At 69.4% G+C, this 20,491-nt stretch carries 20 protein-coding genes; 5 read left to right on the top strand and 15 right to left on the bottom strand.

Features of this window, described 5'->3' with window-relative positions:
- Positions 1-6: 6 nt before the first annotated feature.
- From ACIBHX_RS49265 to ACIBHX_RS49250, 4 genes are all read right to left on the bottom strand, one after another.
- A complete protein-coding gene (locus ACIBHX_RS49265; RefSeq protein WP_397075565.1) occupies positions 7-1,617 on the bottom strand; it encodes an ABC-F family ATP-binding cassette domain-containing protein in 1,611 nt (536 codons plus the stop codon).
- A gap of 65 nt (positions 1,618-1,682) precedes the next feature.
- A complete protein-coding gene (locus tag ACIBHX_RS49260; protein ID WP_397075563.1) occupies positions 1,683-2,129 on the bottom strand; it encodes a type II toxin-antitoxin system VapC family toxin in 447 nt (148 codons plus the stop codon).
- A complete protein-coding gene (locus ACIBHX_RS49255) occupies positions 2,122-2,334 on the bottom strand; it encodes a hypothetical protein (protein ID WP_397075561.1) in 213 nt (70 codons plus the stop codon). The genes ACIBHX_RS49260 and ACIBHX_RS49255 overlap by 8 nt, the downstream gene beginning before the upstream one ends.
- Before the next feature lie 139 nt (positions 2,335-2,473).
- The gene (locus ACIBHX_RS49250) at positions 2,474-2,755 is read right to left on the bottom strand and encodes a hypothetical protein (protein ID WP_397075560.1); all 282 of its coding nucleotides are present in this window, start codon (positions 2,753-2,755) and stop codon (positions 2,474-2,476) included.
- A 23-nt stretch (positions 2,756-2,778) separates the two neighbouring features.
- Between ACIBHX_RS49250 and ACIBHX_RS49245 the strand changes: the two genes are divergently transcribed.
- On the top strand, positions 2,779-3,678 hold the full coding sequence (locus ACIBHX_RS49245; RefSeq protein WP_397075559.1) for a hypothetical protein: 900 nt from the start codon (positions 2,779-2,781) through the stop codon (positions 3,676-3,678).
- Here the strand turns inward: ACIBHX_RS49245 and ACIBHX_RS49240 are convergent.
- Positions 3,611-4,390 carry a hypothetical protein gene (locus ACIBHX_RS49240; protein WP_397075557.1) on the bottom strand — a complete coding sequence of 260 codons (780 nt, stop codon included), beginning with the start codon at positions 4,388-4,390 and terminating at the stop codon, positions 3,611-3,613. The genes ACIBHX_RS49245 and ACIBHX_RS49240 overlap by 68 nt on opposite strands.
- A gap of 88 nt (positions 4,391-4,478) precedes the next feature.
- On the opposite strand from ACIBHX_RS49240, the gene ACIBHX_RS49235 reads away from it, so the two are divergent.
- From ACIBHX_RS49235 to ACIBHX_RS49225, 3 genes are read left to right on the top strand one after another with little or no spacing between them, the layout of a single operon-like run.
- Positions 4,479-5,648: a DUF4185 domain-containing protein gene (locus ACIBHX_RS49235; protein WP_397075556.1), complete on the top strand. Its 1,170-nt coding sequence runs from the start codon at positions 4,479-4,481 to the stop codon at positions 5,646-5,648.
- 44 nt (positions 5,649-5,692) lie between these two features.
- Positions 5,693-6,655, top strand: a complete 963-nt coding sequence (locus ACIBHX_RS49230) for a DUF4432 family protein (protein ID WP_397075554.1) — start codon at positions 5,693-5,695, stop codon at positions 6,653-6,655.
- Positions 6,652-7,422, top strand: coding sequence for an SDR family NAD(P)-dependent oxidoreductase (locus ACIBHX_RS49225; RefSeq protein WP_397075552.1), 771 nt, complete (start codon positions 6,652-6,654; stop codon positions 7,420-7,422). Before ACIBHX_RS49230 ends, ACIBHX_RS49225 begins: the two co-directional genes overlap by 4 nt.
- Here the strand turns inward: ACIBHX_RS49225 and ACIBHX_RS49220 are convergent.
- Genes ACIBHX_RS49220 through ACIBHX_RS49180 form a run of 9 tightly spaced genes read right to left on the bottom strand, consistent with a single transcriptional unit; the run spans position 7,419 to position 18,307 of the window.
- Positions 7,419-8,024 carry a DJ-1/PfpI family protein gene (locus tag ACIBHX_RS49220; RefSeq protein WP_397075550.1) on the bottom strand — a complete coding sequence of 202 codons (606 nt, stop codon included), beginning with the start codon at positions 8,022-8,024 and terminating at the stop codon, positions 7,419-7,421. The two genes, ACIBHX_RS49225 and ACIBHX_RS49220, sit on opposite strands and share 4 nt — an antisense overlap.
- 2 nt (positions 8,025-8,026) lie before the next feature.
- Positions 8,027-8,983: a GlxA family transcriptional regulator gene (locus ACIBHX_RS49215; RefSeq protein ID WP_397075548.1), complete on the bottom strand. Its 957-nt coding sequence runs from the start codon at positions 8,981-8,983 to the stop codon at positions 8,027-8,029.
- A 54-nt stretch (positions 8,984-9,037) separates the two neighbouring features.
- On the bottom strand, positions 9,038-10,477 hold the full coding sequence (locus ACIBHX_RS49210) for a S10 family peptidase (protein WP_397075546.1): 1,440 nt from the start codon (positions 10,475-10,477) through the stop codon (positions 9,038-9,040).
- Between the two features lie 9 nt (positions 10,478-10,486).
- Positions 10,487-11,719, bottom strand: coding sequence for an enolase C-terminal domain-like protein (locus ACIBHX_RS49205; protein ID WP_397075544.1), 1,233 nt, complete (start codon positions 11,717-11,719; stop codon positions 10,487-10,489).
- Positions 11,706-14,696, bottom strand: a complete 2,991-nt coding sequence (locus tag ACIBHX_RS49200; RefSeq protein ID WP_397075542.1) for a glycoside hydrolase family 38 C-terminal domain-containing protein — start codon at positions 14,694-14,696, stop codon at positions 11,706-11,708. The genes ACIBHX_RS49205 and ACIBHX_RS49200 overlap by 14 nt, the downstream gene beginning before the upstream one ends.
- Before the next feature lies 1 nt (position 14,697).
- On the bottom strand, positions 14,698-15,507 hold the full coding sequence (locus tag ACIBHX_RS49195; RefSeq protein ID WP_397075540.1) for a carbohydrate ABC transporter permease: 810 nt from the start codon (positions 15,505-15,507) through the stop codon (positions 14,698-14,700).
- Entirely contained in the window at positions 15,504-16,343 is an 840-nt protein-coding gene (locus ACIBHX_RS49190; RefSeq protein ID WP_397075538.1) for a carbohydrate ABC transporter permease, read from the bottom strand. Before ACIBHX_RS49190 ends, ACIBHX_RS49195 begins: the two co-directional genes overlap by 4 nt.
- Positions 16,343-17,590: an ABC transporter substrate-binding protein gene (locus ACIBHX_RS49185; protein ID WP_397075537.1), complete on the bottom strand. Its 1,248-nt coding sequence runs from the start codon at positions 17,588-17,590 to the stop codon at positions 16,343-16,345. Before ACIBHX_RS49185 ends, ACIBHX_RS49190 begins: the two co-directional genes overlap by 1 nt.
- Positions 17,591-17,620: 30 nt before the next feature.
- Positions 17,621-18,307, bottom strand: coding sequence for a FadR/GntR family transcriptional regulator (locus tag ACIBHX_RS49180; protein WP_397075535.1), 687 nt, complete (start codon positions 18,305-18,307; stop codon positions 17,621-17,623).
- A 47-nt stretch (positions 18,308-18,354) separates the two neighbouring features.
- Here ACIBHX_RS49180 and ACIBHX_RS49175 point away from each other — a divergent pair, with 47 nt between their 5' ends.
- Positions 18,355-19,440: an alpha/beta hydrolase gene (locus ACIBHX_RS49175; protein ID WP_397075533.1), complete on the top strand. Its 1,086-nt coding sequence runs from the start codon at positions 18,355-18,357 to the stop codon at positions 19,438-19,440.
- Here ACIBHX_RS49175 and ACIBHX_RS49170 read toward each other — a convergent pair.
- Positions 19,437-20,486: a T3SS effector HopA1 family protein gene (locus ACIBHX_RS49170; protein ID WP_397075531.1), complete on the bottom strand. Its 1,050-nt coding sequence runs from the start codon at positions 20,484-20,486 to the stop codon at positions 19,437-19,439. The two genes, ACIBHX_RS49175 and ACIBHX_RS49170, sit on opposite strands and share 4 nt — an antisense overlap.
- Positions 20,487-20,491 lie beyond the last annotated feature (5 nt).

Raw genomic sequence — 20,491 nt, 5'->3', positions numbered from 1 at the left:
AACTCTTTAACGGGGACGGACCACCCGAGCCTCGTCCCAGACCGGTTCTGGGGATTCGTAGACCATGCCGTCGGAGCCGAACACCAGGAAGCGGTCGAAGTCGGCGGCGAACCAGCGGTCGTGCGTGACCGCCATGACAGTGCCCTCGAAGGCGTCCAGTCCGGCCTGCAGTGCCTCGGCGCTGGCCAGGTCGAGGTTGTCGGTCGGCTCGTCGAGCAGCAGCAGCGTGGCGCCCGACAGCTCGAGCAGCAGGATCTGCAGCCTGGCCTGCTGACCGCCCGACAGCGTCTCGAAGCGCTGCTCGGCCACCCGCCCCGCCAGCTCGTAGCGGGCCAGGATCTTCATGGCCTCGTTCTTGAGCCTGGCGTGCTCGGTCATCACGATCTCGACCGGCGTGCGGCTCCTGAGGTCCGGCCTGGCATGGGTCTGCGCGAACAGCCCCGGCACCACGCGCGCGCCCAGCTTCGCGACGCCGGTGTGCGCCACGGTCTCGCCCGACAGCAGGCGCAGGAAGTGGGACTTGCCCGATCCGTTCGAACCCAGGACCGCGACCCGCTCGCCGTACCAGATCTCGTTGGAGAAGGGCCGCATCAGGCCGGTCAGCTCCAGCTCCTCGCAGACGACGGCGCGCTTGCCGGTGCGGCCGCCCTTGAGGCGCATGCGGATGTTCTGCTCGCTGGGCGTCTCCTCCGGCGGGCCCGCCTCCTCGAACTTGCGCAGCCGCGTCTGGGCGGCGCGGTAGGCGGGGGCCATGCCGTCGTTGTACTTGGCCTTCTCACGCAGCATCAGGACCAAGGTCTTGAGCTTGGCGTGCTCCTCGTCCCAGCGCCTGCGCAGCTCGTCGAGCCGCTCGTTGCGGGCCCTGCGGGCCTCGGCGTACGTACCAAACCCGCCACCATGGATCCAGATATTTCCGGACTCGACGGTGATGATGCGATTCGCCGCGTTGGCGAGCAGCTGGCGGTCGTGGCTGACCAGCAGGACGGTCTTGGGCGTCTCGTTGAGCTGCTGCTCCAGCCACTCCTTACCCGGCACGTCCAGGTAGTTGTCCGGCTCGTCCAGCAGCAGCGTCTGGTCGGGCCCGCGCAGCAGCGCCTCGAGCACCAGCCGCTTCTGCTCGCCGCCGGACAGCGTCGACACCTCGCGGTACTTGCACCCGTCGTACGGCACGCCGAGCCCCGCGACGGTGCACGTGTCCCACAGCACCTCGATCTCGTAGCCGCCGGCGTCGGTGTAGTCGGTGATGGCCTGCGCGTAACGCATCTGCGTCTTCTCGTCGTCGCGCTCCATCATCGCCAGCTCGGCCTTGTCCAGCCGCTCCGCCGCCTGCCGCACCGCCGGGGGCGCGACGCTCAGCAGCAGGTCGTGCACGGTGCTCCCGTCACGCAGGCTCCCGATGAACTGCCGCATCACCCCCAGCCCGCCGGAGCTGGCCACGCTGCCATCAACGGGCTGCAGGTCCCCCGCGATCAGCCGCATCAGGGTGGTCTTCCCCGCCCCGTTGGGCCCGACCAGCGCAGCCTTCACGCCTTCGCCGATCCGGAAGGACACGTCGTTCAGCAGCGGCCGCCCATCGGGCAACACATACGTCAGATGTCCTACCTCGACGTGCCCCATCGCGATTCCCCTCCAAGGTCCTCGCGCAGGCTACATGGCGATTTCACGTCCGGGCATCCGGATTTTCAGTCCGCGCGCTCGGCCACACCTCGGAGAAGTTCGGTCTTCACGACTCCATCGACCGCCTTGCAGAGCTTGGCATCGGTCGTGAGCAACGGGATCGCTCTGTCGAGCGCCAGTTGGGCGAAAATCGCGTCGTACATGCGGAGCGTGAGCCGCACCGCCAGAGCGGCGGCTCTCTCGAGCCTGTCTGCGTCAACCTGGTGGACGCGAACCCCGAACTCATCGATGACCCGAACGGCCGCGATGAACTCCTCAGCCGTCAGGCGACCCGCGAGAAGCCCTTTCTTCCTCAGGACTCCCGCCACCTCGATGCGTGCGAAATCGGCCGTCTCCAGCCCGATCCGGTCCTCCAGGAACGCCTCTTGAACTTCTCGAGCGTGCTCGAAACCGGGTTGATCGACAAACCATCGCAGGAACACACCGGTATCGACGACGTAGGCGTCAGCCACGCGACCCGTCCCGAAGGCGATCCAGCTCTTCGTCCACGCCCGTCACTCCACGCATCCGTTCACGGATCCGTTCCAGAGTCAGCGTGGCTCCCTCACGGCGGCGTGACGCCGCGATGTTCTCGCGCACGAGCGCGAGCACCGGCGGCACCTGGTCTTCGGGCAGCTGGTCGACCAGGGAATGGAGCTCGTCACGCATCGCGCTCATACGCGCAGTCTACGATCCGGACCTGGTCGACAGCACCGCCAACGGCAACCACCAAATGTCATGGTCATGCCTTCCCGGGGCCGGACTTGCTATTCCTGCATGCTGCTATGCATCCAGGGACGTGTGCCTCACCGTGGACTCAGCCGTAGCGGCCCGCGCCGCTGGACAGGTCGGCGGAGTGGTGGGTGGTGGAGTGGGTGGCGAGGCCGGTGGCCTGGGTGTGGAGGGCCTGGGTGTGGGTGGTGAGGGTTTGCTGGAGTTCGGCGAGGACTGATTCGGCGAAGGTGCCGACTGTGGAGAGGTCGCCCCAGGCGTGGGTCGGCGAGGGGACGACGGCGGGTTCCAGGGTGGTGGCGGCGGCTGTCAGGGCGTCCCGGGCGGACGTCAGGTGGGTGTGGGAGACTGCGATCTCTTCCCGCATGGACCGACAGCTTAGGTGGGGCGATGGGCCTGGAGGTGCCTGCCGGCCTGCGGCCTGTGATGGAGCTGGCCGGGTGTCCGTGGCCCGACGTCGACGAGACCGTGCTGTGCGCCGCCGGGTGGCGGCTGGTGGCGCACGGGGAGCGGCGGGCCTCGGCGTACGCGGGAGCCGTCGAAGCCGTCGACCGGGCGCTGGCGGCCAACCAGGGGCGGGACGTGGAGGCGTTGCGGGGCGCCTGGGAGGAGTTCGCGGGGGCCCGGCGCGATGGGGTGTCGGCGTGCCGGGTGCTGGGGTTGGCGCTGATCGGCGCCGCCGCCCTGGTGCTGGCGTGGAAGGTGCTCACCATCGCGCAGTTGGTGGCCGCGGCCGTGGCTCTGGCGCTGGGGCTGATGGCGCGGCTGCCGGTGACGCGGCAGGCCGTACGGGCGGGGTTGAAGGCGCTCGCCGAGGCTCTCGACAGGGGCCCGGTCTCGTTCATACGGCAGGCCAGGACGCTGCTCAGGCGGCTTGACGGCCAGGCCGGAAAGCACGTCGCCGCGCGGCCCGATTACCTGGCTGTGGCGGCCGATCGGGCGACGCCCGTCGACGACCTGGTGGCGTCCGAGCTGCGGCGGCCAGGGACGGTCTGGCGGACCGACCGAGCGCCGGTCTTCCACGGATCCCGCACGGCGCCCGAGGCGATCCACGACCAGGGATTGCTGCCGTACCTGCCGGGCGAGCACGTCTACACCCACCGCTACATGGACGAGGCCGAGTCGTACTCCCGTGGCGCCTACGTCTACGAGGTCCACGTACCAGGAGGCTTCGCCAGACCCGACGGCACGGTCGTCTTCCCGGGCGGGGTGGACCGTCGCTTCATCCGGGGAGCCCACCGCCTGAGCGACGGCGAATTCCTCCCCAACCCACACTTCGACCCCCGATGACCACCAGGACCGCGGCGACCAGGTACGGCCAGCCGACCAGGCCCGCGGCCCCGCAGGTGGCGGGGATGCCGGAGGTGGCCAGGAGGACGGGGGTGGCGAAGGCTCGGGCGGCGAGGACGAGGGCGACCAGCCATCCGCCGGGAGCCACGGCCGCGACGGCCACCAGCGCGGGCCAGGTGGCGGTGGGGTCGACGTTCATCATCAGGTGGGCGTACCAGGCGGGGATCTGTCCGTCGCCGAGGCAGGTGATGAGGTGGTCCTCGCCGGGGTGCCAGGCGCACAGCGCGGCCGCGAACGTCCACGCCAGGGCGGCCATCCGCGGCACCGATGGGGACGCCTGCCGCCGGGTCGCGACCAGGAGGGAAAGGGCCAGCGCGTGGGCGGCGACGTTGTCCCAGCGGATCTGCGTGGGCGTGCCGCACATCGTGGTCTGCGGGAAGAGCAGCGGGACGAGGACGTCGAGCGCCAGCACCACGGCTGTCGCGCCGCAACCGAGCGCCACCAGCCGCCGCGGAACCCACAGCGCCAGCCCGGCGAGGACCGGCGGGAGCAGGGTGACCGCCCATGACAGGACCGTCCAGGCCGCGAGCGAGAGGCCGCTCGGCGCGGGAGGGGGTGCGTAGGCGAACCAGCCGCATTCCTGTACCAGGAGATTGCCGGTGACGACCACGGGGACGGCGGCCGACGCGACCGCGGCTAAGCGAAGCAGCACTCGGCGAATCCTAGGGGCGGGGGCCCTAGACAGTAAGTGATCTAATGACTAGAACTGTAGCGTTCACCCCCTCCCCCTAGGACGTGTGATGACGCGACTGCGGTCCGCCCTCGCTTCCCTGTCCATCGCGGTGCTCGGGCTGTCCGCCGTCCCGCACCAAGCGCTGGCCGCGCCCCCCAAGCCGGTCCCGTCCGTATCGGCGGCAACCACCCAGCAGGCGACGAGCCCGTCGAGTTGCGCGCCCACCTTCAAGGGCGCCCAGATCGACACGCGGCTGACGCAGCTGTTCACGAACTACGGCAATGACAACTCCCGCACAGACGACTGGACCGGCGCCGACGGCACGTACTCGCTGCGGCTGGCCAACGGCAAGGAGGTGTGGGTCTTCTCCGACACCTTCCTCGGCCAGGTGAACCCCGACGGTTCCCGCCCGCCGGTGGTCGAGGAGGGCGGCACGACCGTCTTCCTGAACAACACCTTCGCCGTCGAGCGGAACGGCAGGCTGTCCACCATCCACGGCGGCACGGCCGACAAGCCGGTGGCCGTGATGCCGCCGCGCGACGACAAGCACTGGTACTGGGCCGGCGACGCCACCGTGGCGGGCGGCCTGGTCGAGGTGACCTACCAGGAGTACGAGCGCTACGGCACCGGCCCGTGGGACTGGCGCTGGCACCGCAACGTGGTGGCCCGCTTCGCCCCCGGACTGCTCAGCCAGCCGGTCGACGTGACCGACCTGCCGTCGGGGGGCGGCGTGGCCTGGGCCAGCGCCATCCTCAAGGACGGCGGCTACACCTACGTCTACGGCGTGGAGGACCTGGGCTCGCCCAAGTACATGCACCTGGCCAGGATCCGCGGCCAGAGCCTGACGGGCACATGGGAGTTCCTCAAGGCCGACGGCACCTGGTCGCGCACCGAGACCGACTCGGCCCGGCTGATGAGCGGCGTGGCCAACGAGTACAGCGTCACCAAGGTCGGATCCGGATATGTCCTGATCACGCAGGACACGAGCGAGATCCTGAGCCCGCACATCGTGGCGTACTCCTCGTGCTCTCCCACCGGTCCGTTCACCGGCAAGCAGCTGATCTACACGACCCCGGAGACGGGCGGCAACATCTTCACCTACAACGCCCACGCACATCCCGAGATTTCGGGTAATGGCCTGGTTGTGTCCTACAACGTGAACAGCTTCGTCAACACCGACCACTACCACGACGTCTCGATCTACCGCCCCCGCTTCATCGACGTGAGCTTCGATTGAGGCGTAACTGGGGAGCGCGACTGCACCATGCCGTCATCGACGGCATGCGTGCGGTCGTGCTGGAAAACGACAAACTCCGCGTCACCGTCCTTCCCGAGAAGGGCGGTGACGTCGTCGAGTTCCTCCACAAACCCACCGACACCGACTTCGTCTGGCTCTCGCCCCAGGGCCTTCGCAACCCGCGCGACCACTTCCTGGGCGCCGCCGACGACGTGGCCCAGTTCATCGACCATTACGAGGGCGGCTGGCAGGAGATCTTCCCCAGCGGCGGCGCCCCGAGCGTCTACCGCGGTGCCCGCCTGGCGCAGCACGGCGAGGTCGCCGGGCTCCCCTGGGACTGTCAGGTGGTGTCCGACACCGAGGACGAGGTCGCCGTCCGGCTGACCGTGCGCACGCGACGCCTGCCGTACCGGGTGGAGAGGACCCTCAGGCTGGTGTACGGCGCGGCCGCGCTGGAGGTCGAAAGCCGCGCCACGAACGAGGCCGGCATCCCGCTGCACGCCATGTGGGGCCAGCACCTGGTGTACGGCAGGCCGTTCCTGCGCCCCGGTGCGACGATCAGGCTGCCCGACGGGATCCAGGTGATTCCCCACGATGTCGCGATAAATCCGCCCCAACGCCGCGTCCAGCAAGGCGGCCCGTGGCAGTGGCCGAAGGTGCCGACGCCGGAGGGCGGGCAGACGGATCTCAGCGTGGTCCCCGAGCAAGGGGCCCCCAGCGACGTGCTGTATCTCACCGGCTTCACCGAGGGCTGGTACGAGATCGCCACGGATATCGGGATGCGCGTGGAATGGGATGCGCGGGCCCTGCCGTACCTGTGGATGTGGCAGGAGGTGGGCGCGTCGCAGGAGTATCCGTGGTGGGGCAGGGTCTACACGATCGGGCTGGAGCCGTTCTCCAGCATGCCCACCAACGGGCTGGCCGAGGCGGTGGAGAACGGCACGGCGCTGCTCCTGCAGCCCCACGAGACGAAGACGATGACACTCAGGGCGGAGGTCCTGGTATGAGTGATTTCGCGGGGAAGGTGGCGCTGGTCACCGGCGGATCCACGGGCATCGGGCGGGCGGTCGTGGACCGGCTCGCCGACGGCGGAGCCAGGGTGGTCTTCTGCGGAGTCGACAAGGACGCGGCGCTCGACAGCGAGTACGTGACCGGCGTGGTGGCCGACGTACGCAGGCCCGACGAGATGCGCGGCCTGGTGGACCTGGCCGTGACCAGGTACGGCGGGCTGGACGTCGTGGTCACCGCGGCGGGCGTGCAGCGCTACGGCACGGTCGAGGACACCCCCGAGGACCTGTGGGACGAGGTCATGGACGTCAACCTCAAGGGCGTCTACCTGACCTGCAAGGCCGCCATCCCCGCGCTGCGCAGGCGGGGCGGCGGCTCCATCGTGATCGTCTCGTCGGTGCAGGCGTTCGCCTCGCAGACCAGCGTGGCCGCCTACAGCACGAGCAAGGCCGCGCTGAACGGCCTGACCAGGGCGATGGCGCTGGACCACGCCGCCGACGGCATCCGGGTCAACTCGGTGTGCCCGGGCTCGGTCGACACCCCGATGCTGCGCTGGGCGGCCGACCTGTGGAAGGGCGACCGCAGCCAGCAGGAAATGATCGACGAGTGGGGCCGGTCGCACCCGCTGGGCCGGGTGGCCAAGGCGAGCGAGGTGGCCGAGGTGGTGGCGTTCCTGGCCAGTGCCCGCTCGTCGTTCGTCACAGGCGCCGAGCACAAGGTGGACGGCGGCCTGCTGGCCCAGGTCCCCGTGGTGCTGCCCGACTAGCCGAGCAGCTTGAGCGCCTGGTCGGTGTAGGCGGGGTCCATCGGGAACGGCGGCTGCGGGTCGTACTCGATCGCCAGTTGTACGGCTCGCGCCGTCTCCTCGCCCGCCGCCGTGGCCAGCAGCGTGAGCGCCATGTCGATCCCGGCCGAGACCCCGGCGGCGGTCACGACCTTGTCCTGGACGACGACGCGCTCGCGGACGGGCTGCGCGCCGTAGGCGGCGAGCTGGTCGACGACGGCCCAGTGGCTGGTGGCCTGCCTGCCCTCGAGCACCCCCGCGGCGCCGAGCAGGAACGAGCCGCTGCAGACGGAGGTGGTCCAGCGCGTGTGCTCGTGTGCCGCGCGGATCCAGCCGATCAGCGCCTCGTCCTGGAGCGCCTCCATGGTCCCTGGGCCGCCGGGCACCAGCACCACGTCCGGCCTTGGCAGGTCGGCGAAGGCGGCGGTGGCCGTGAGCGTGAGCGTGCCCCGGTCGTCGGTGACGGGACCGGGTTCCCCGGCCACGAACGTGACCGTGGTGTCCGGCGCGTAGGCCAGCACGGTGTAGGGGCCGACCGCGTCCAGCGCGGTGAACTTCGGATACAGGGCTATGGCGACGTGCATGGTCAGTTCTCCTTGAATCGGCGCCGGTAGTCGCCCGGCGAGACACGCCAGTTCCGGCGGAAGACGCGGTAGAGGGTCTCGGGCCTGCCGAACCCGCATTCCCTGGCCACCCGGTCCAGCGGGTGGTCGGTGATCTCCAGCAGTCTGCGCGCGGCGTCGGCGCGGCTGCGCTCGACGTAGCGTCCCGGCGACAGCCCGGTCTGCTCGGTGAAGACGCGCGAGAAGTGCCGCTCGCTCATGCCGGCCCGCCGAGCCAGCGCGGGCACGCTCAGGTCGCCGTCGGGGTTGGCGTCGATGTAGGCCTGCAGCTCGCGCAGCGGCTCGTCGCGCGGCACGGCGGTGCTCATCGGCATGCTGAACTGGCTCTGCCCGCCCGGCCTGTGCAGGTAGACGACCAGCCCGCAGGCGGTGTCCCTGGCGATCTCGTGGCCGTGGTCCTCGGCGACCAGCGCGAGCGCCAGGTCGATGCCGGAGGTGACGCCAGCCGAGGTCCACACGTCGCCGTCCCTGACGTAGATCGAGTCCTCGTCGACCTGGACGTCCGGGTACCGCTCGCGCATGAGGCCCGAGGCCACCCAGTGCGTGGTCGCCCGCCGCCCGTCCAGCAGCCCGGCCTCGGCCAGGAACATCGACCCGCTGCACACCGAGGTGGTGCGCCTGGCCAGGCCGGCCAGCCGGCGGATCCCGCCGATCAGCGCGGGATCTTCCAGCAGGTCCATCGTGGTGATGCCGCCGGCGACGAGCAGCGTGTCGACGGGCCCGTCGATCTCGGCCAGCGGCGTGCCGACGGTGACGCTCACGCCGTTCTGCGCCCGTACGGCTCCCGCCGCCACGGCCGTCACCTCGACGTCGTACGGCTCGCGGGCCAGCATCCCCGCCAGCGCGAACACGTCGGCGGGCCCGGCCATGTCCAGCATCTGGAACCCGTCGTACACGACGATGACGACCCGTCTCCCCATGCTTTTCATGCTGGTCAGCCGGGGAAACGGCGTCAATGACACATGTATTGCAGATTACGCCACGTGTCGTACGAAGGCGGCCAGGTCGGCGGCCTGCCGCAGGCGGCTGGGCTCGTGCACGTACATCATGTGGCCGGCCTCGTAGTACTTGAACTCGATGTTGCCCGCCAGCGCCGCCGGGATCGGCAGGTGGGCGAAGGCGTGCTCGGCGGCGTAGTACGGGGTGGCGCCGTCGTGGTAGCCGGAGGCGACGTGGACCCGCAGGTGTGGGTTGTCGCGCATGGCCGCGGCCAGCTTGCCGGTGACGCTGATGTGGGAGCCCTCGAACTCCTTGAACGACCACGGGCTCACCCGCGAGGTGAGGATCTCGTAGGGCAGGTCGGAGTGGAAGTCCAGCTCGTCGTTCAGGTAGTGGTGCAGCGCCGCGCTGTAGGGCCCCATGATGGCGCTGATGCTGGGGTCGCGCTCGAAGCGCTCGCGGACGGCGTCGATGTCCCAGCCGGTGAAGCGGCCGTCCAGGCGGCCGACGATCTGCTTGCGGGAGCGCAGCAGTTCGGTGAAGAAGCGGATGTGCTCGATGCGCAGGTCGGCCCGGTCGACGTAGTCCTGCGACAGACCGGTCAGCGCGGCCACCCGCTGCACGGCCGCCGCCCGCTCGTCGGCGGTGAGCCGGCTGCCGCGTGCCAGCGCCCACGGGTAGTCGCGGGAGGCGTACTCCTCGGCCTCACGCAGCACGTCGGCCAGCGGCCGGTCTCCGTGCAGCCCGTGGTGGTGCGCGATGGCGGCGTAGGTCGGCAGGTACAGCGCGTAGGCCAGGTCGTTGCCTTCGTTGAACTCGCTGGTGACGTAGTCGATGATCGAGGAGATCAGCATGATCCCGTTGAGGTACATGCCGAAGCGCGTCTGCAGATGGTCGGCCAGCGCCGCCGCTCTGATCGTCCCGTACGACTCGCCGGCCAGGAACTTGGGCGACATCCACCGCCCGTTCCGCGTCGTCCACAGCCGGATGATCTCCCCGACCGACTCCACGTCGCCGGTGAACCCGTGGTACGACTCCGGCTTCTCCCCCTCGGCGGCCCGCGAGTAGCCGGTCGAGACGGGATCGATGAACACCAGGTCGCTGTCGACCAGCAGCGTCTCGGCGTTGTCGGCGATGGCGTACGGCGGGGCCGCCAGCGAGCCCGCGTCCCCCATCACCACCCGGCGCGGCCCGAGCACGCCGAGGTGCAGCCAGACGCTCGACGAGCCGGGCCCGCCGTTGAAGGCGAAGGTGACGGGCCTGGTCTGCGGGTCGGCGCCGTCGAGCGTGTAGCTGGTCAGGAAGACCTGCGCCTTGGGCCGGTGCCCGTCGAACTTCCCGTCGGTGTGCACCTCCTCGCGCAGAACCAGGGTCCCGGTGGTGGCGGTGTAGGCCTGCCCGGAGGGCAGCACGTGCGAGGTGGTGACCAGGTTGTCCGCGAGCTCGGCGGACTTCTCAACAGGTGCATCCGACATGAAAGCTCATTATGTCGGGACTTCCTGAGAAATATCCGGATCTGCAAACCGCTCGTTGGGCACCTGCGCGAACCACCCCGGCCTGCCGGGATCCCGGTCGTAGGGGTAGCCACCCTGCTCCCGGTAGAGCTCGGCGTACTTGGCCAGCCGCGCGCGGTCCAGCGTGACCCCGAGCCCTGGCCCGGTGGGCACCGCGATCCGCCCGTTGGCGTAGGGCAGCTTGCCTCCCTCGATCACGTCGTCGCGCAGCTGGTGGTAGTGCGCGTCGGCGGCGTAGGTCAGGTTCGGCAGCACCGCGCCCAGGTGGAGCATGGTCGCCAGCTGGATGCCCAGCTCGCCCGAGGAGTGCACGGCCACGCCGAGCTGGAACGTCTCGCACACCCCCGCGGCCTTCACGCAGGGCCGGATCCCGCCCCAGAACGTGGTGTCGAGCAGCACCACGTCGGCGCTGCGGCGCAGCACGTTGGAGGCCAGCTGCTCGAAGTTGACCACCACGGTGTTGGTCGCCAGCGGCACCCTGACCTGCTCGCGCACCAGCCGCAGCCCCTCCAGGCCGAAGACCGGGTCCTCCAGGTAGTCGTTGTTCAGGTCCTCGATGGCCCGGCCGAAGCGCAGCCCCTCGCCCAGCGACAGCACCGCGTTCGGGTCGTAGCGCAGCCGGTCGTCGGGGAAGGCCGCGGCCAGCGCGCGGTAGCACTCCAGCTCGTAGTCGGGCGGGAACACGCCGCCCTTGAGCTTGTGCACGGTGAAGCCGTGCGCCCGCTTCAGCTCGCGCGCGTGCTCGACGAGCTGGTCGGGCGTCCTGATCTCCGGGTACCCCTCGGCGGCGTAGCGGAAGAACAGGTAGGAGGCGAAGTGCACCTCGTCGCGGATCCGCCCGCCCAGCAGGTCGTGGACCGGCACGCCGAGGTGCTTCCCGATCAGGTCGAGGCAGGCGAACTCGATGGCGGCCAGCAGCTGGGTCCTGTTGTTGTACAGCGACGCCGTCGGATTGGCGATCTTGAACCTTAATGCCTCGAGCTGGAAAGGATCATGTCCCTCCAGGTACGGCACGAGCGCGCGGAAGGCCGCCTCGGCACTCTCGCCGCCACCGCCCATCTCACCCAGGCCGACCAGCCCGTTGTCGGCCTCCACCTCGACGATCGTCCGGATGAAGCGGCCCCAGTGGGCGCCGTTGCTGTGCCGCAGCGGCGCCTCGAGCGGGACGGCGACCGTCGTGGCCCGGATGTCAACGATCTTCACAAGTCCCCCAAACGGCGACCACCCCGCACGCGGGCAGCGCCACCTTCACCGATTCGTCCACGACCTCCGCGTCCGCGATCCCATGGGCCAGTCCCGGGCTCACCCGGGCCGACCGCAGCCCCGGCATCGTGAGCGTCACCTCGACGGGCTCGGCGGCCAGCGACTGGAGCCTGACCACGCGCTCACCATCGGCGGCCTGCCTGATCGAATTGACCACCACGTCGGGATGGTCGACCGAGGCGTAGGTCGCCGTGGCGGGAGCCGTACCCGGCAGCAGCGCGCCGACGAACGGGTCGCACAGGCCTGCGGCGGCCTGCGCGCCGAGCCGGTGGCCCGGGACGCCGGCGGCCGAGGTGACCGCGTAGCGGAACGTGGTCTCACCCTGCTGCTGCGCAGGGAAATTGGTGTCCCAGATGTTGTTGAGCGCCCAGGAGTAGACCGTGCCCGGTTCCTCCTCCAGTGTGGGCGGGAACGGCGCGTAGGGCATGTGGATGGTGCCCACCTGCACCAGCGGCGCCTCCAGCGTGACCCAGGCCACGGTCAGCTCGGGGTCCTCGAAGGCCATCCAGTGCCGGATCGGCAGCATGTACTCGGCCGAGCCCGGCACCCTGGGCACGTCGGGACCGCCGACGCCGCCGGTGAGCTCCCAGGCCGTCGGCTTTCCCGTGGCGAACGGGAACGCCAGGAACACCGCCTCCTTGGCGGGCGTGCCCTGCTTGGCCAGCTGGTAGGTCAGGTCGAGCCGGGGCACGCCGTAGTGCAGCTCGATCGTGGTGCGGAGCCAGTCGACGCCCTTGCCCTGCAGCTCGACGACGAGCCGCTCCCCCACCGCGGTCCGCTGGACCTTGGTGATCGTGGCGTTGCGCGCGATGGCGCGATCGCCGAGCAGCGTCCTGTCGTGCGCTCCGACGTGGCCTGACAGGTGGTTGAAGTGCGGGGCGGTGGCGTAGCGGTCGTAGACGTACTGGCCGAAGCCGGCGGCGGCCTCGGTGTTGACCAGTTCCCGCCCGGCCGCCTTGTCGAAGATCGAGCCGATGTAGCCCTCGCGGACGTCGTAGGTCACCCGGTAGTACTCGTTCTCGATCACGCCGTCCAGTGGCAGCTCGACCGGCTCCGGCGCCTGTGTCTCGGCCGCCACGACGTCGATCCGCGCATACCCGAATCCAGAGATATCCGGTACGACGGCGTGCAGGTGGCGTCCGATCGGCCGGGTCGGCCAGTCGTCGGGATGCACCAGCTCCTCGTGGTGCGGGACCGTCTCGCCGGTCCGCGCGTCCACCAGCGCGATGGGCGCGTCGTAGGGGACCACGTCGCGCGGCAGGAACATGCGCGCCACGTCGGTCCGCGCCCCGGTGCCTGGGTTGAAGACCGCGAAGGAGGCCAGCCCCGAAGACTTCCCCTCGGAGAGCGCGGCGCCGAAGCGGCGGGTCGCGGCGTGCAGCAGGTCGGCGGCGTCGTCCTGGGCGTCGTAGGCGCCCGACGACTTACGCGTCCACTGCAGCCCGCCGGAGTCGCCGGCCTCCTCGGCGTCCTCCCACGGGTTGGCCGCGCCCCAGGTGTGCTCGTTGAACAGCGCGACCTTGTCGTAGGCGTGCTCGATCTCGCCGGTGGCGTCCGCTCCTGCCAGCGTGTGCAGCGTCTCGGCGGCCCGCAGCGCCGACTGGGCCCGCCGGACGTAGCCCAGCGGCCGGGCGCCCGAGCCGAGCCCGTCGGCCCACCAGTCGGTCCAGTCGCCCTCGTGCACGGCCAGTTGGTCGTGGTACTTCGACTCCACGTGCTGGAAGAAGTCGGAGTTGACCGCCGAGCGCAGCCGCGGGTAGGCCCACTGCTCGTTCCACCGCTTGACGATCGAGGCCGGCACGATCGACGGCCCCGCGTTGTCGGCGTGCGCCCCCTGCACCCGCAGGTGCAGCGCGTCCAGCTCGTACGGCTCGCGCGGCGCGTCAGGCCCCTGCCAGCCGAACGTGCCAGGCCCGTAGGGATAGCCGCGGGAGGCCAGCGCGGACAGGTAGCGCGGCAGCAGGTCGTCGGCCAGCTCGTAGGAGTCGGTCAGCCCGACCGTGTTGCCCTCCATGTAGGCCATGCCATGAGGGGTGTCGGTGAACCAGACCAGGAGCTCCCTGCCGCTGGGCGCCCGCCAGCGGAACGGCCTGGTCAGCTTGTCGCCGCCGTGCAGGTAGGGCACCGAACGGCCGGCCCAGTTGTGCGCGGCGGCCAGGTACCGCACCCCGGCGGCGTTCAGCGCGTCGATCAGCCCGACGACCGCCCCGGGCACGTCGGTGTGCATGGCCGAGCGGGTAGGGAAGCGCTCGGTGAAGCGGAGCTGGCGGTACAGCTCCTCGGTCGAGCAGGCCTCGGTGTGCAGCTGGAACGGCAGCGCCGTGACCTCGATGACGCCCTCGTGCACCCGGCGCATGAACGCCTCGACCTGCTCGGCGGGCCGCGCCTCCAGCCACTTCAGCGCGGGCATCGACGACTCGACCGACCAGCGGAACTTCGCGTCGTCCGGCCACGAGGCGGTCTCATCGGCCAGCCGTAGGGCCGCGTCGAGGTAGTCGAGGTGGTGGCGCAGGACGGTGCCCTGCGGGTCGGTGTAGCCGATGTCCAGATGGGAGTGGTGGACGACGAACACGCTCCACTTGCGCTGCGGCGTGACCGTGACCTGGGCCGTGCCGATCAGCCCGGCGTCGTCACGGGACTCGAGCGTGAACGTGCGCGGCGCGTCGACCTCGGGCACGAGCAGGGTGACGTCGGTGCCGGTGGCGCTGTCGACGCCGACCAGCACGTGGGTGAGCGGCTGGTTGCTCGACACCCGGACCGCCTGGCGGCCGTCGTGGGTGAACAGCGGCACCACGGCGACCCGAACCTCCAGGCCGCGCACGCTGATCACCGGGGTCGAGGTGTCGTTGCGCAGCGCCTGCCTGATCCCGTCGTAGTCCGGGGAGCCCAGGCTCCGCTGCAGCAACCGGCTGGTCAATTCAGACACTCCCTAGAGACAGGCCTCGGGCGAAGAGGCGCTGGGTGGCGAGGAAAAGCGCGACCGTCGGCAGCGAGACGACCAGCCCCGCGGCGAGCCCCACGGGTACAGGCGTACCCGCGTAGACGTCGGTCATGAGCCCGGCCAGGGCCGGCATCACCGGCCTGACGCTCTCGGTCTGCGACAGCGTCAGGCCGAAGATCAGGTCGTTCCACACGAAGGTGAACTCGAGGATGTAGACGGCGGCCAGCGCGCTCAGCGACAGCGGCAGGTAGATGCGCCAGAAGATGCGCCAGGTGGTGGCGCCGTCCATGCGGGCCGCCTCGAAGATCGAGAAGGCCACGCCGGTGTAGAAGTTGCGCAGCACGAAGGCGGCCAGCGGCACGTTGATGGCCGTGTAGATGAGGATCATGCCGAGGCGGCTGTCGTAGAGGCCGGCGTCGCTGTAGCCCACGAACAGGGGGATCAGCAGCATCTGCGACGGGAAGATGGTGCCGCCGAAGATCAGCATGAACCACCAGAAGCCGCCACGCAGCCGCAACACCACGATGGTGTACCCGGCCAGCGCCCCGATGATCACGCCTAACAGCGGCGAGACCAGGGCGTACAGCAGCGTGCTGGTCAGGCTCTGGCCCAGCGAGGCCTTCTCGATGGCGGCGGAGAAGTTGCTGAACAGCGCGAAGTCGCCGGAGGGCACCCACGCCTGCGACGGGTCGTAGGAGGCGGCGGGCCGCGAGGCGTTCACCAGCAACAGGTAGGTCGGCCCCAGCCAGATCAGCCCGAGCACAATCAGGACAGCGCGGCGAATCATCGCACCTGCCTCCGGAGGTAGAGGTAGGAGGCCAGCCCGGTGACGACGGTCAGCATCACCGCCACGGCCGAGCCGTAGCCGTATTCGCTGGCCACGAACGTGTCGCGGTACATGGTCACGGCCAGCGTCTCGGAGTTGCGCCCCGGGCCGCCCTGGGTCAGCACCCACACGATGTCGAAGGTCTTGAGTGAGGCGACCAGCGCCAGCCCCACCACCACGGCGGTCAGTGGCCGCATCAGCGGCCAGATGACCAGCCGGAACAGCCGCCATCCCGAGGCGCCGTCCAGCCGCGCGGCCTCGATGGGCTCCTTGGGGATCGACTGCAGGCCCACCACGAACAGCAGCGTGTTGACGCCGACCTGCTGCCAGGTCCACACCATCAGCATGGCCAGCGTGTTCGTCGGCGCCACCTGCAGGAAGGCGGTGTCGACGCCGAGCAGCAGGTTGGCGATCCCGCCGTGCGACAGGATCGGGCTCCACACCAGGGCCAGGCCGGCGCCGCTGAGCGCGTAGGGCAGCATGAACGGCACCCGGAACCAGGCGCCGCCCTTGATGTCGTAGGACAGCACCGCCACCAGCAGGCCGACGCCCACCGGCAGCACCATGGTGCCGACCACCCACAGCAGCGTGTTCCTGATCGAGGTGAGCAGCGCCGGGTCGTCGAGCAGCTTGGCGAAGTTGTGGAAACCGACCCACTCCGGATCGGCCAGCCCGTCGTACTGGGTGAAGCTGAGGTACGCGGTCCACAGGAACGGCGCGTACAGCAGCAGGGCCACCAGCAGTACGGCGGGCGCGACGTAACCGGAGCGGAATCGGCCCAGCATCGGTGCGCGCATCACTGATGCGTGCTCCAGTACTCGTCGGCCGCCTTCTGGATGGTCTGCAGCACCTCCTGGTAGGAGCCCGGCTCGGTGACGAACTTGCCGAACCCGTCCAGCGCGGCGGTCAGGATCGGCGGGGGCGTGGCCTCGAAGTAGCGGTTGACCAGGCGGTACTTGCCGCTGCCCGCGTCCTTGGTGACGTCGGCCAGTGCGGCGTCCTTGATCGCGACCTTGGGGTTGGCGCTGACGTCGCCGCGGCTGGTGGCCCAGGTCTCCTGCGCCTTGTCGGTGGTCCACCACTTCAGGTACTTCGTGCTGGCGTCGGGGTCGGGGGCCTTGGCCAGGGAGCAGAGCGGGCCGCTCTCGAAGATCATCGAAGTCTTGGGGAGCGAGGGGTTGGCGTTGGGGATGACGAAGAAGCCGTAGTCCTCGCCGGCCTTCATGTCCCGCTGGGTCATGCTGGTGTTGAAGAACGTGCCGAAGGAGACCATCGCGGTCTTGCCGGTCTTGAGCAGGTCGGCCGGGTCGGTCTTGTCGCCGGGGTTGACGAAGTAGCCGGCGTCGATGAGCTGCTTCCACTTCAGCATGACCGCGACCACGCCCGGGTCGGTGTACTTGGCCTTGCCGGTGGACAGCTTGTCGTACAGATCCGGATCGGTGCCGGCCATCAGCTGCTCGAACCAGACGAAGGAGAACAGCACGCTGGTGTGGTAGAAGGGCGTGACCTTGTTCTTCTTCAGCGTGTCGGCGATCTTGACCAGGTCGTCCCACGTGGTCGGGGGCTGCAGGTCGTACTTGTCGAAGACCTTCTTGTTGTAGAACATCCCCCAGTAGGCGACGTTCAGCGGCACGCAGTACTGCTTGCCGTCGACGGTGTAGTACGGCTGGAGATCCGGCGAGAGGTCGCCCGCCTTGATGGCCTCCTGCCAGACGGCGGAGGTGTCGGCCACCTGCTTCTGCTTGACGATCTCCTGCAGCATCCCCCCGGTCTGCCAGGTGAACAGGTCAGGCTTGACGTTCGTGCGGAACGAGGCCTTGATGAACGCCTGGTACTGCGCCGAGTCGGTGTAGCCGACCGGCTTCATGTTCAGGCTGATCTGCTGCTTGGACAGGGCGCCCATCGCCTCGAAGTACTTGCTCCACGCGCCCTTGTCGTTGTAGAGCGTCAGCTCGGTCTTCTTCTTCGGCGCCTCCGCGTTCGAACCGCAGGCGGCCACCATCAGGGCCACCACGGAGAGCGTGGCTACGCGTGACCGGATCATGCACCGGCCTCCTTGTTTCACTTGGGGGGATTACAACCTGTTCTCTATGACCGTCTTCACGTCCAGCAGGTGGGAGCGCATCCGCTCCTCCGCCTGGGCGGCGTCACGCGCCTCGATGGCCTCGAGGATCGCCAGGTGCTCGTCGTAGTCGCGACGCCGGTCGTCGAAGATCTGCAGGATCTGCTGCTGCTCGGGTCCGTGGACCGTGAGCAGCGAGTCGACGACCTCGTCCAGCACGCTGTTTCCCGCCAGCCGTGCCGTCGCCCGGTGAAAGGTCATGTTGGCCTCGTGCAGCTCCGCGTCCTGGCCGCGAAGATGTCTGCCCGCCTCCTCCAGCACGTGCCTGAGAGACCCCAGATCCTCTCGGGTCGCGTGGTCGGCAGCCATCGCCGCCAGCGGCGGCTCGATCACGATGCGGGCGCCGAGCAGCTCGAGCAGCTGGGCGCCGGCCATCTCACGCATGTTCGGATTCGGGAGCACGATCCGCTCGATGGCGGCTCCGACATAGATGCCGGAGCCGTGCCGCATCTCGATGGCCCCGGTGGCCTCGAGCCTGCGCAGCGCCTCGCGCAGCGTCGGGGTGGTGACGGCGAAGCGCTGGGACAGCTCCCTGGTCGACGGCAGCCGGTCTCCCGGCCGGTGCCCACCCTCGCGGATGAGCTCCAGCATGCGCTCGGTCAGAGCATCGGACAGTGTGGGCCGCGTCACCTCGGACATATCAAGTGATCTAATCACTTAATCCAACGCGCGTCTATGATTCGCCCATGAAGCGGTTACTGGCCTGGGGCGCGGCGATCGTCCTGTTACTGGCCGTCGCGGGCGTCGCCGGAGCGGGCTGGTACTACTCCGGCATGGTCATCGACCCCTCACACGGGGACTCCTATCCCCTGGAGGTGACCGCGGTGACCGCCGACCAGGTGACGTTCGAGGGCGAGGCCACCGAGCCCGGCACCTACGGCCTGACCTGGAAGGGCGGCAACGCCACCGTCGGCCACGTCATCTCCGCCGGCCAGGGCTCGGTCACCCGCGAACTGGTCAAGGTACGGCAGGGCGAACTGAAACCCGGGGTCCGCGCCTACCTGGACCGGTGGATGTACGGCAACCCCTCCGATCCCACGGCGGCGCTCGGCCTGCCGTACCGGAAGATCTCGATCAAGGGGTACCCGGCCTGGCAGACCGAGGGGACGTCGAAGACCTGGGTGATCGCGGTGCACGGGCGCAACGCCAACGCCTCGGAGGCGCTGCGGTTCGTGCCGGTCTTCCACAGCCTGGGGATGCCGGTGCTGGGGATCAGCTACCGCAACGACCTCGGCGCGCCGGCCGGCGACGGCAAGTACCACCTGGGCGCGACCGAGTGGCAGGACGTGGGCTCGGCGATCACCTACGCCAAATCGCAGGGCGCGACCGGGGTGATCCTCTACGGCATGTCGATGGGCGGCGGGATCGCCCCCATGACGGCCCGCAGGCTGCCGGACGAGCCGATCAAGGGCCTGATCCTGGACAGCCCGGTCATGGACTGGAACGCCCCGATCGAGCTGGGCGCCAAGCAGCAGGGCGTGCCGCTGTGGCTGGCGTCGGTCGGCAAGTGGGTGATCTCGCTGCGCACCGGGGTGTCCTTCGACGACATCGACCAGGTCCGGCACGCCAAGGAGTTCAAGGCGCCGATGCTGATCTTCCTCGACGATGACGACGCCTCGGTGCCGATCGGGCCCTCGCTGGAGTTCGCGAGGGCCCGGCCGGACCTGGTGACGCTGTTCCGCACCCGCGGCGGCGGCCACGTCGGCTCGTGGAACGTCGACCCGGCACGCTACGAGCAGGCGCTACGCGACTTCGCCGAGCGCGTCGGCTAGAGGTGTTGCGCGGGCTTGTCGGCGTCCACCTTCGCCGCCCTGAAGGCGTCCGCGACCAGCTTGGCGAAGGCGGCCTTGTCGGTGATGTTCGGGTTGTTCTCGATCACGCCCGCGATGATGTCGCGGCGTGTCTTGGTGAAGCTGCCCGTGAGCGTGCTGACGTAGTACTTGGGCTCCTCGGACCAGGCGATGCCGGGTGCGACCCGCGAGTAGAAGGGGGCGAAGGCCGTCTCGCGATCGCTCGGCTTGGCCGCCTTCTCGATGGTCGAGGCGATGGCGTCGCCGACCTTGTCCGAGCTGTCCGGCGAGTCGCCGGTCCGGTAGTAGACGACGAGCTTGTCGTACTTGACCTTGGCCGTGTTGCCCTGTTTGCCGGACAAGAACACCTTGAACTGGCGGACAAAGGGTCCGACGTCCTTGTTCCCGTAGAGCGTGGTGAGCGCTTCGGACACCCTGAGCGCGGCCTCCTGGGTCTTGACGTTGACGATGATGCGCCGGGCCTTGCCGGCCAGGTCCGCCTTGGTCCCGGCGTAGGCCTCGTTGTAGACGCGGAAGTAGTCGCCGTCGGCCAGCTTCGCCTCGACGGCCTTCGGGTCCGTCGACGCCGCGGATCCCAGGCTCTGGCTGGTCACCCGGTAGACCTGCTTTCCCTTGGAGACGAAGCTCTGGAAGTCCTTCAGCGCGATGGGCGCCTTGAGGTAGTCGGTGGTCCCCTTGCCCATGAAGGAGTACAGCCGCGTCCTCAGCTTGGCGATCTTCTTCTGCTTGCCGCTGCCGTCGTAGTACCGGTCGTAGATCTTGTCGAGCGCGCTCGCGTTGGCCTCGACGTCCGCGTCGTACCGGTCCTTCGGGGTGTCCAGGGGCCTGCCGACGTCGATGGAGATGTCCGGCCGCTTGGTCTTGGTCTTGGCCTTCTTGGTCACCGGTACCGGCGTGGTTGCGGTCGTCGGCTGGGACTGCGTCGTCGCCTGCTTCTTGACCTTGCCGCTGCGTTGCTTCTTCTTGCGCTTCTTCTGATTCTTCGTGGTCGTGCCGGTCGTTGCCATCTGTT

Source organism: Nonomuraea sp. NPDC050536, assembly GCF_044457685.1.
Taxonomy (GTDB): Bacteria; Actinomycetota; Actinomycetes; order Streptosporangiales; family Streptosporangiaceae; genus Nonomuraea.
This window is presented reverse-complemented; position numbering and strand designations above follow the sequence as displayed.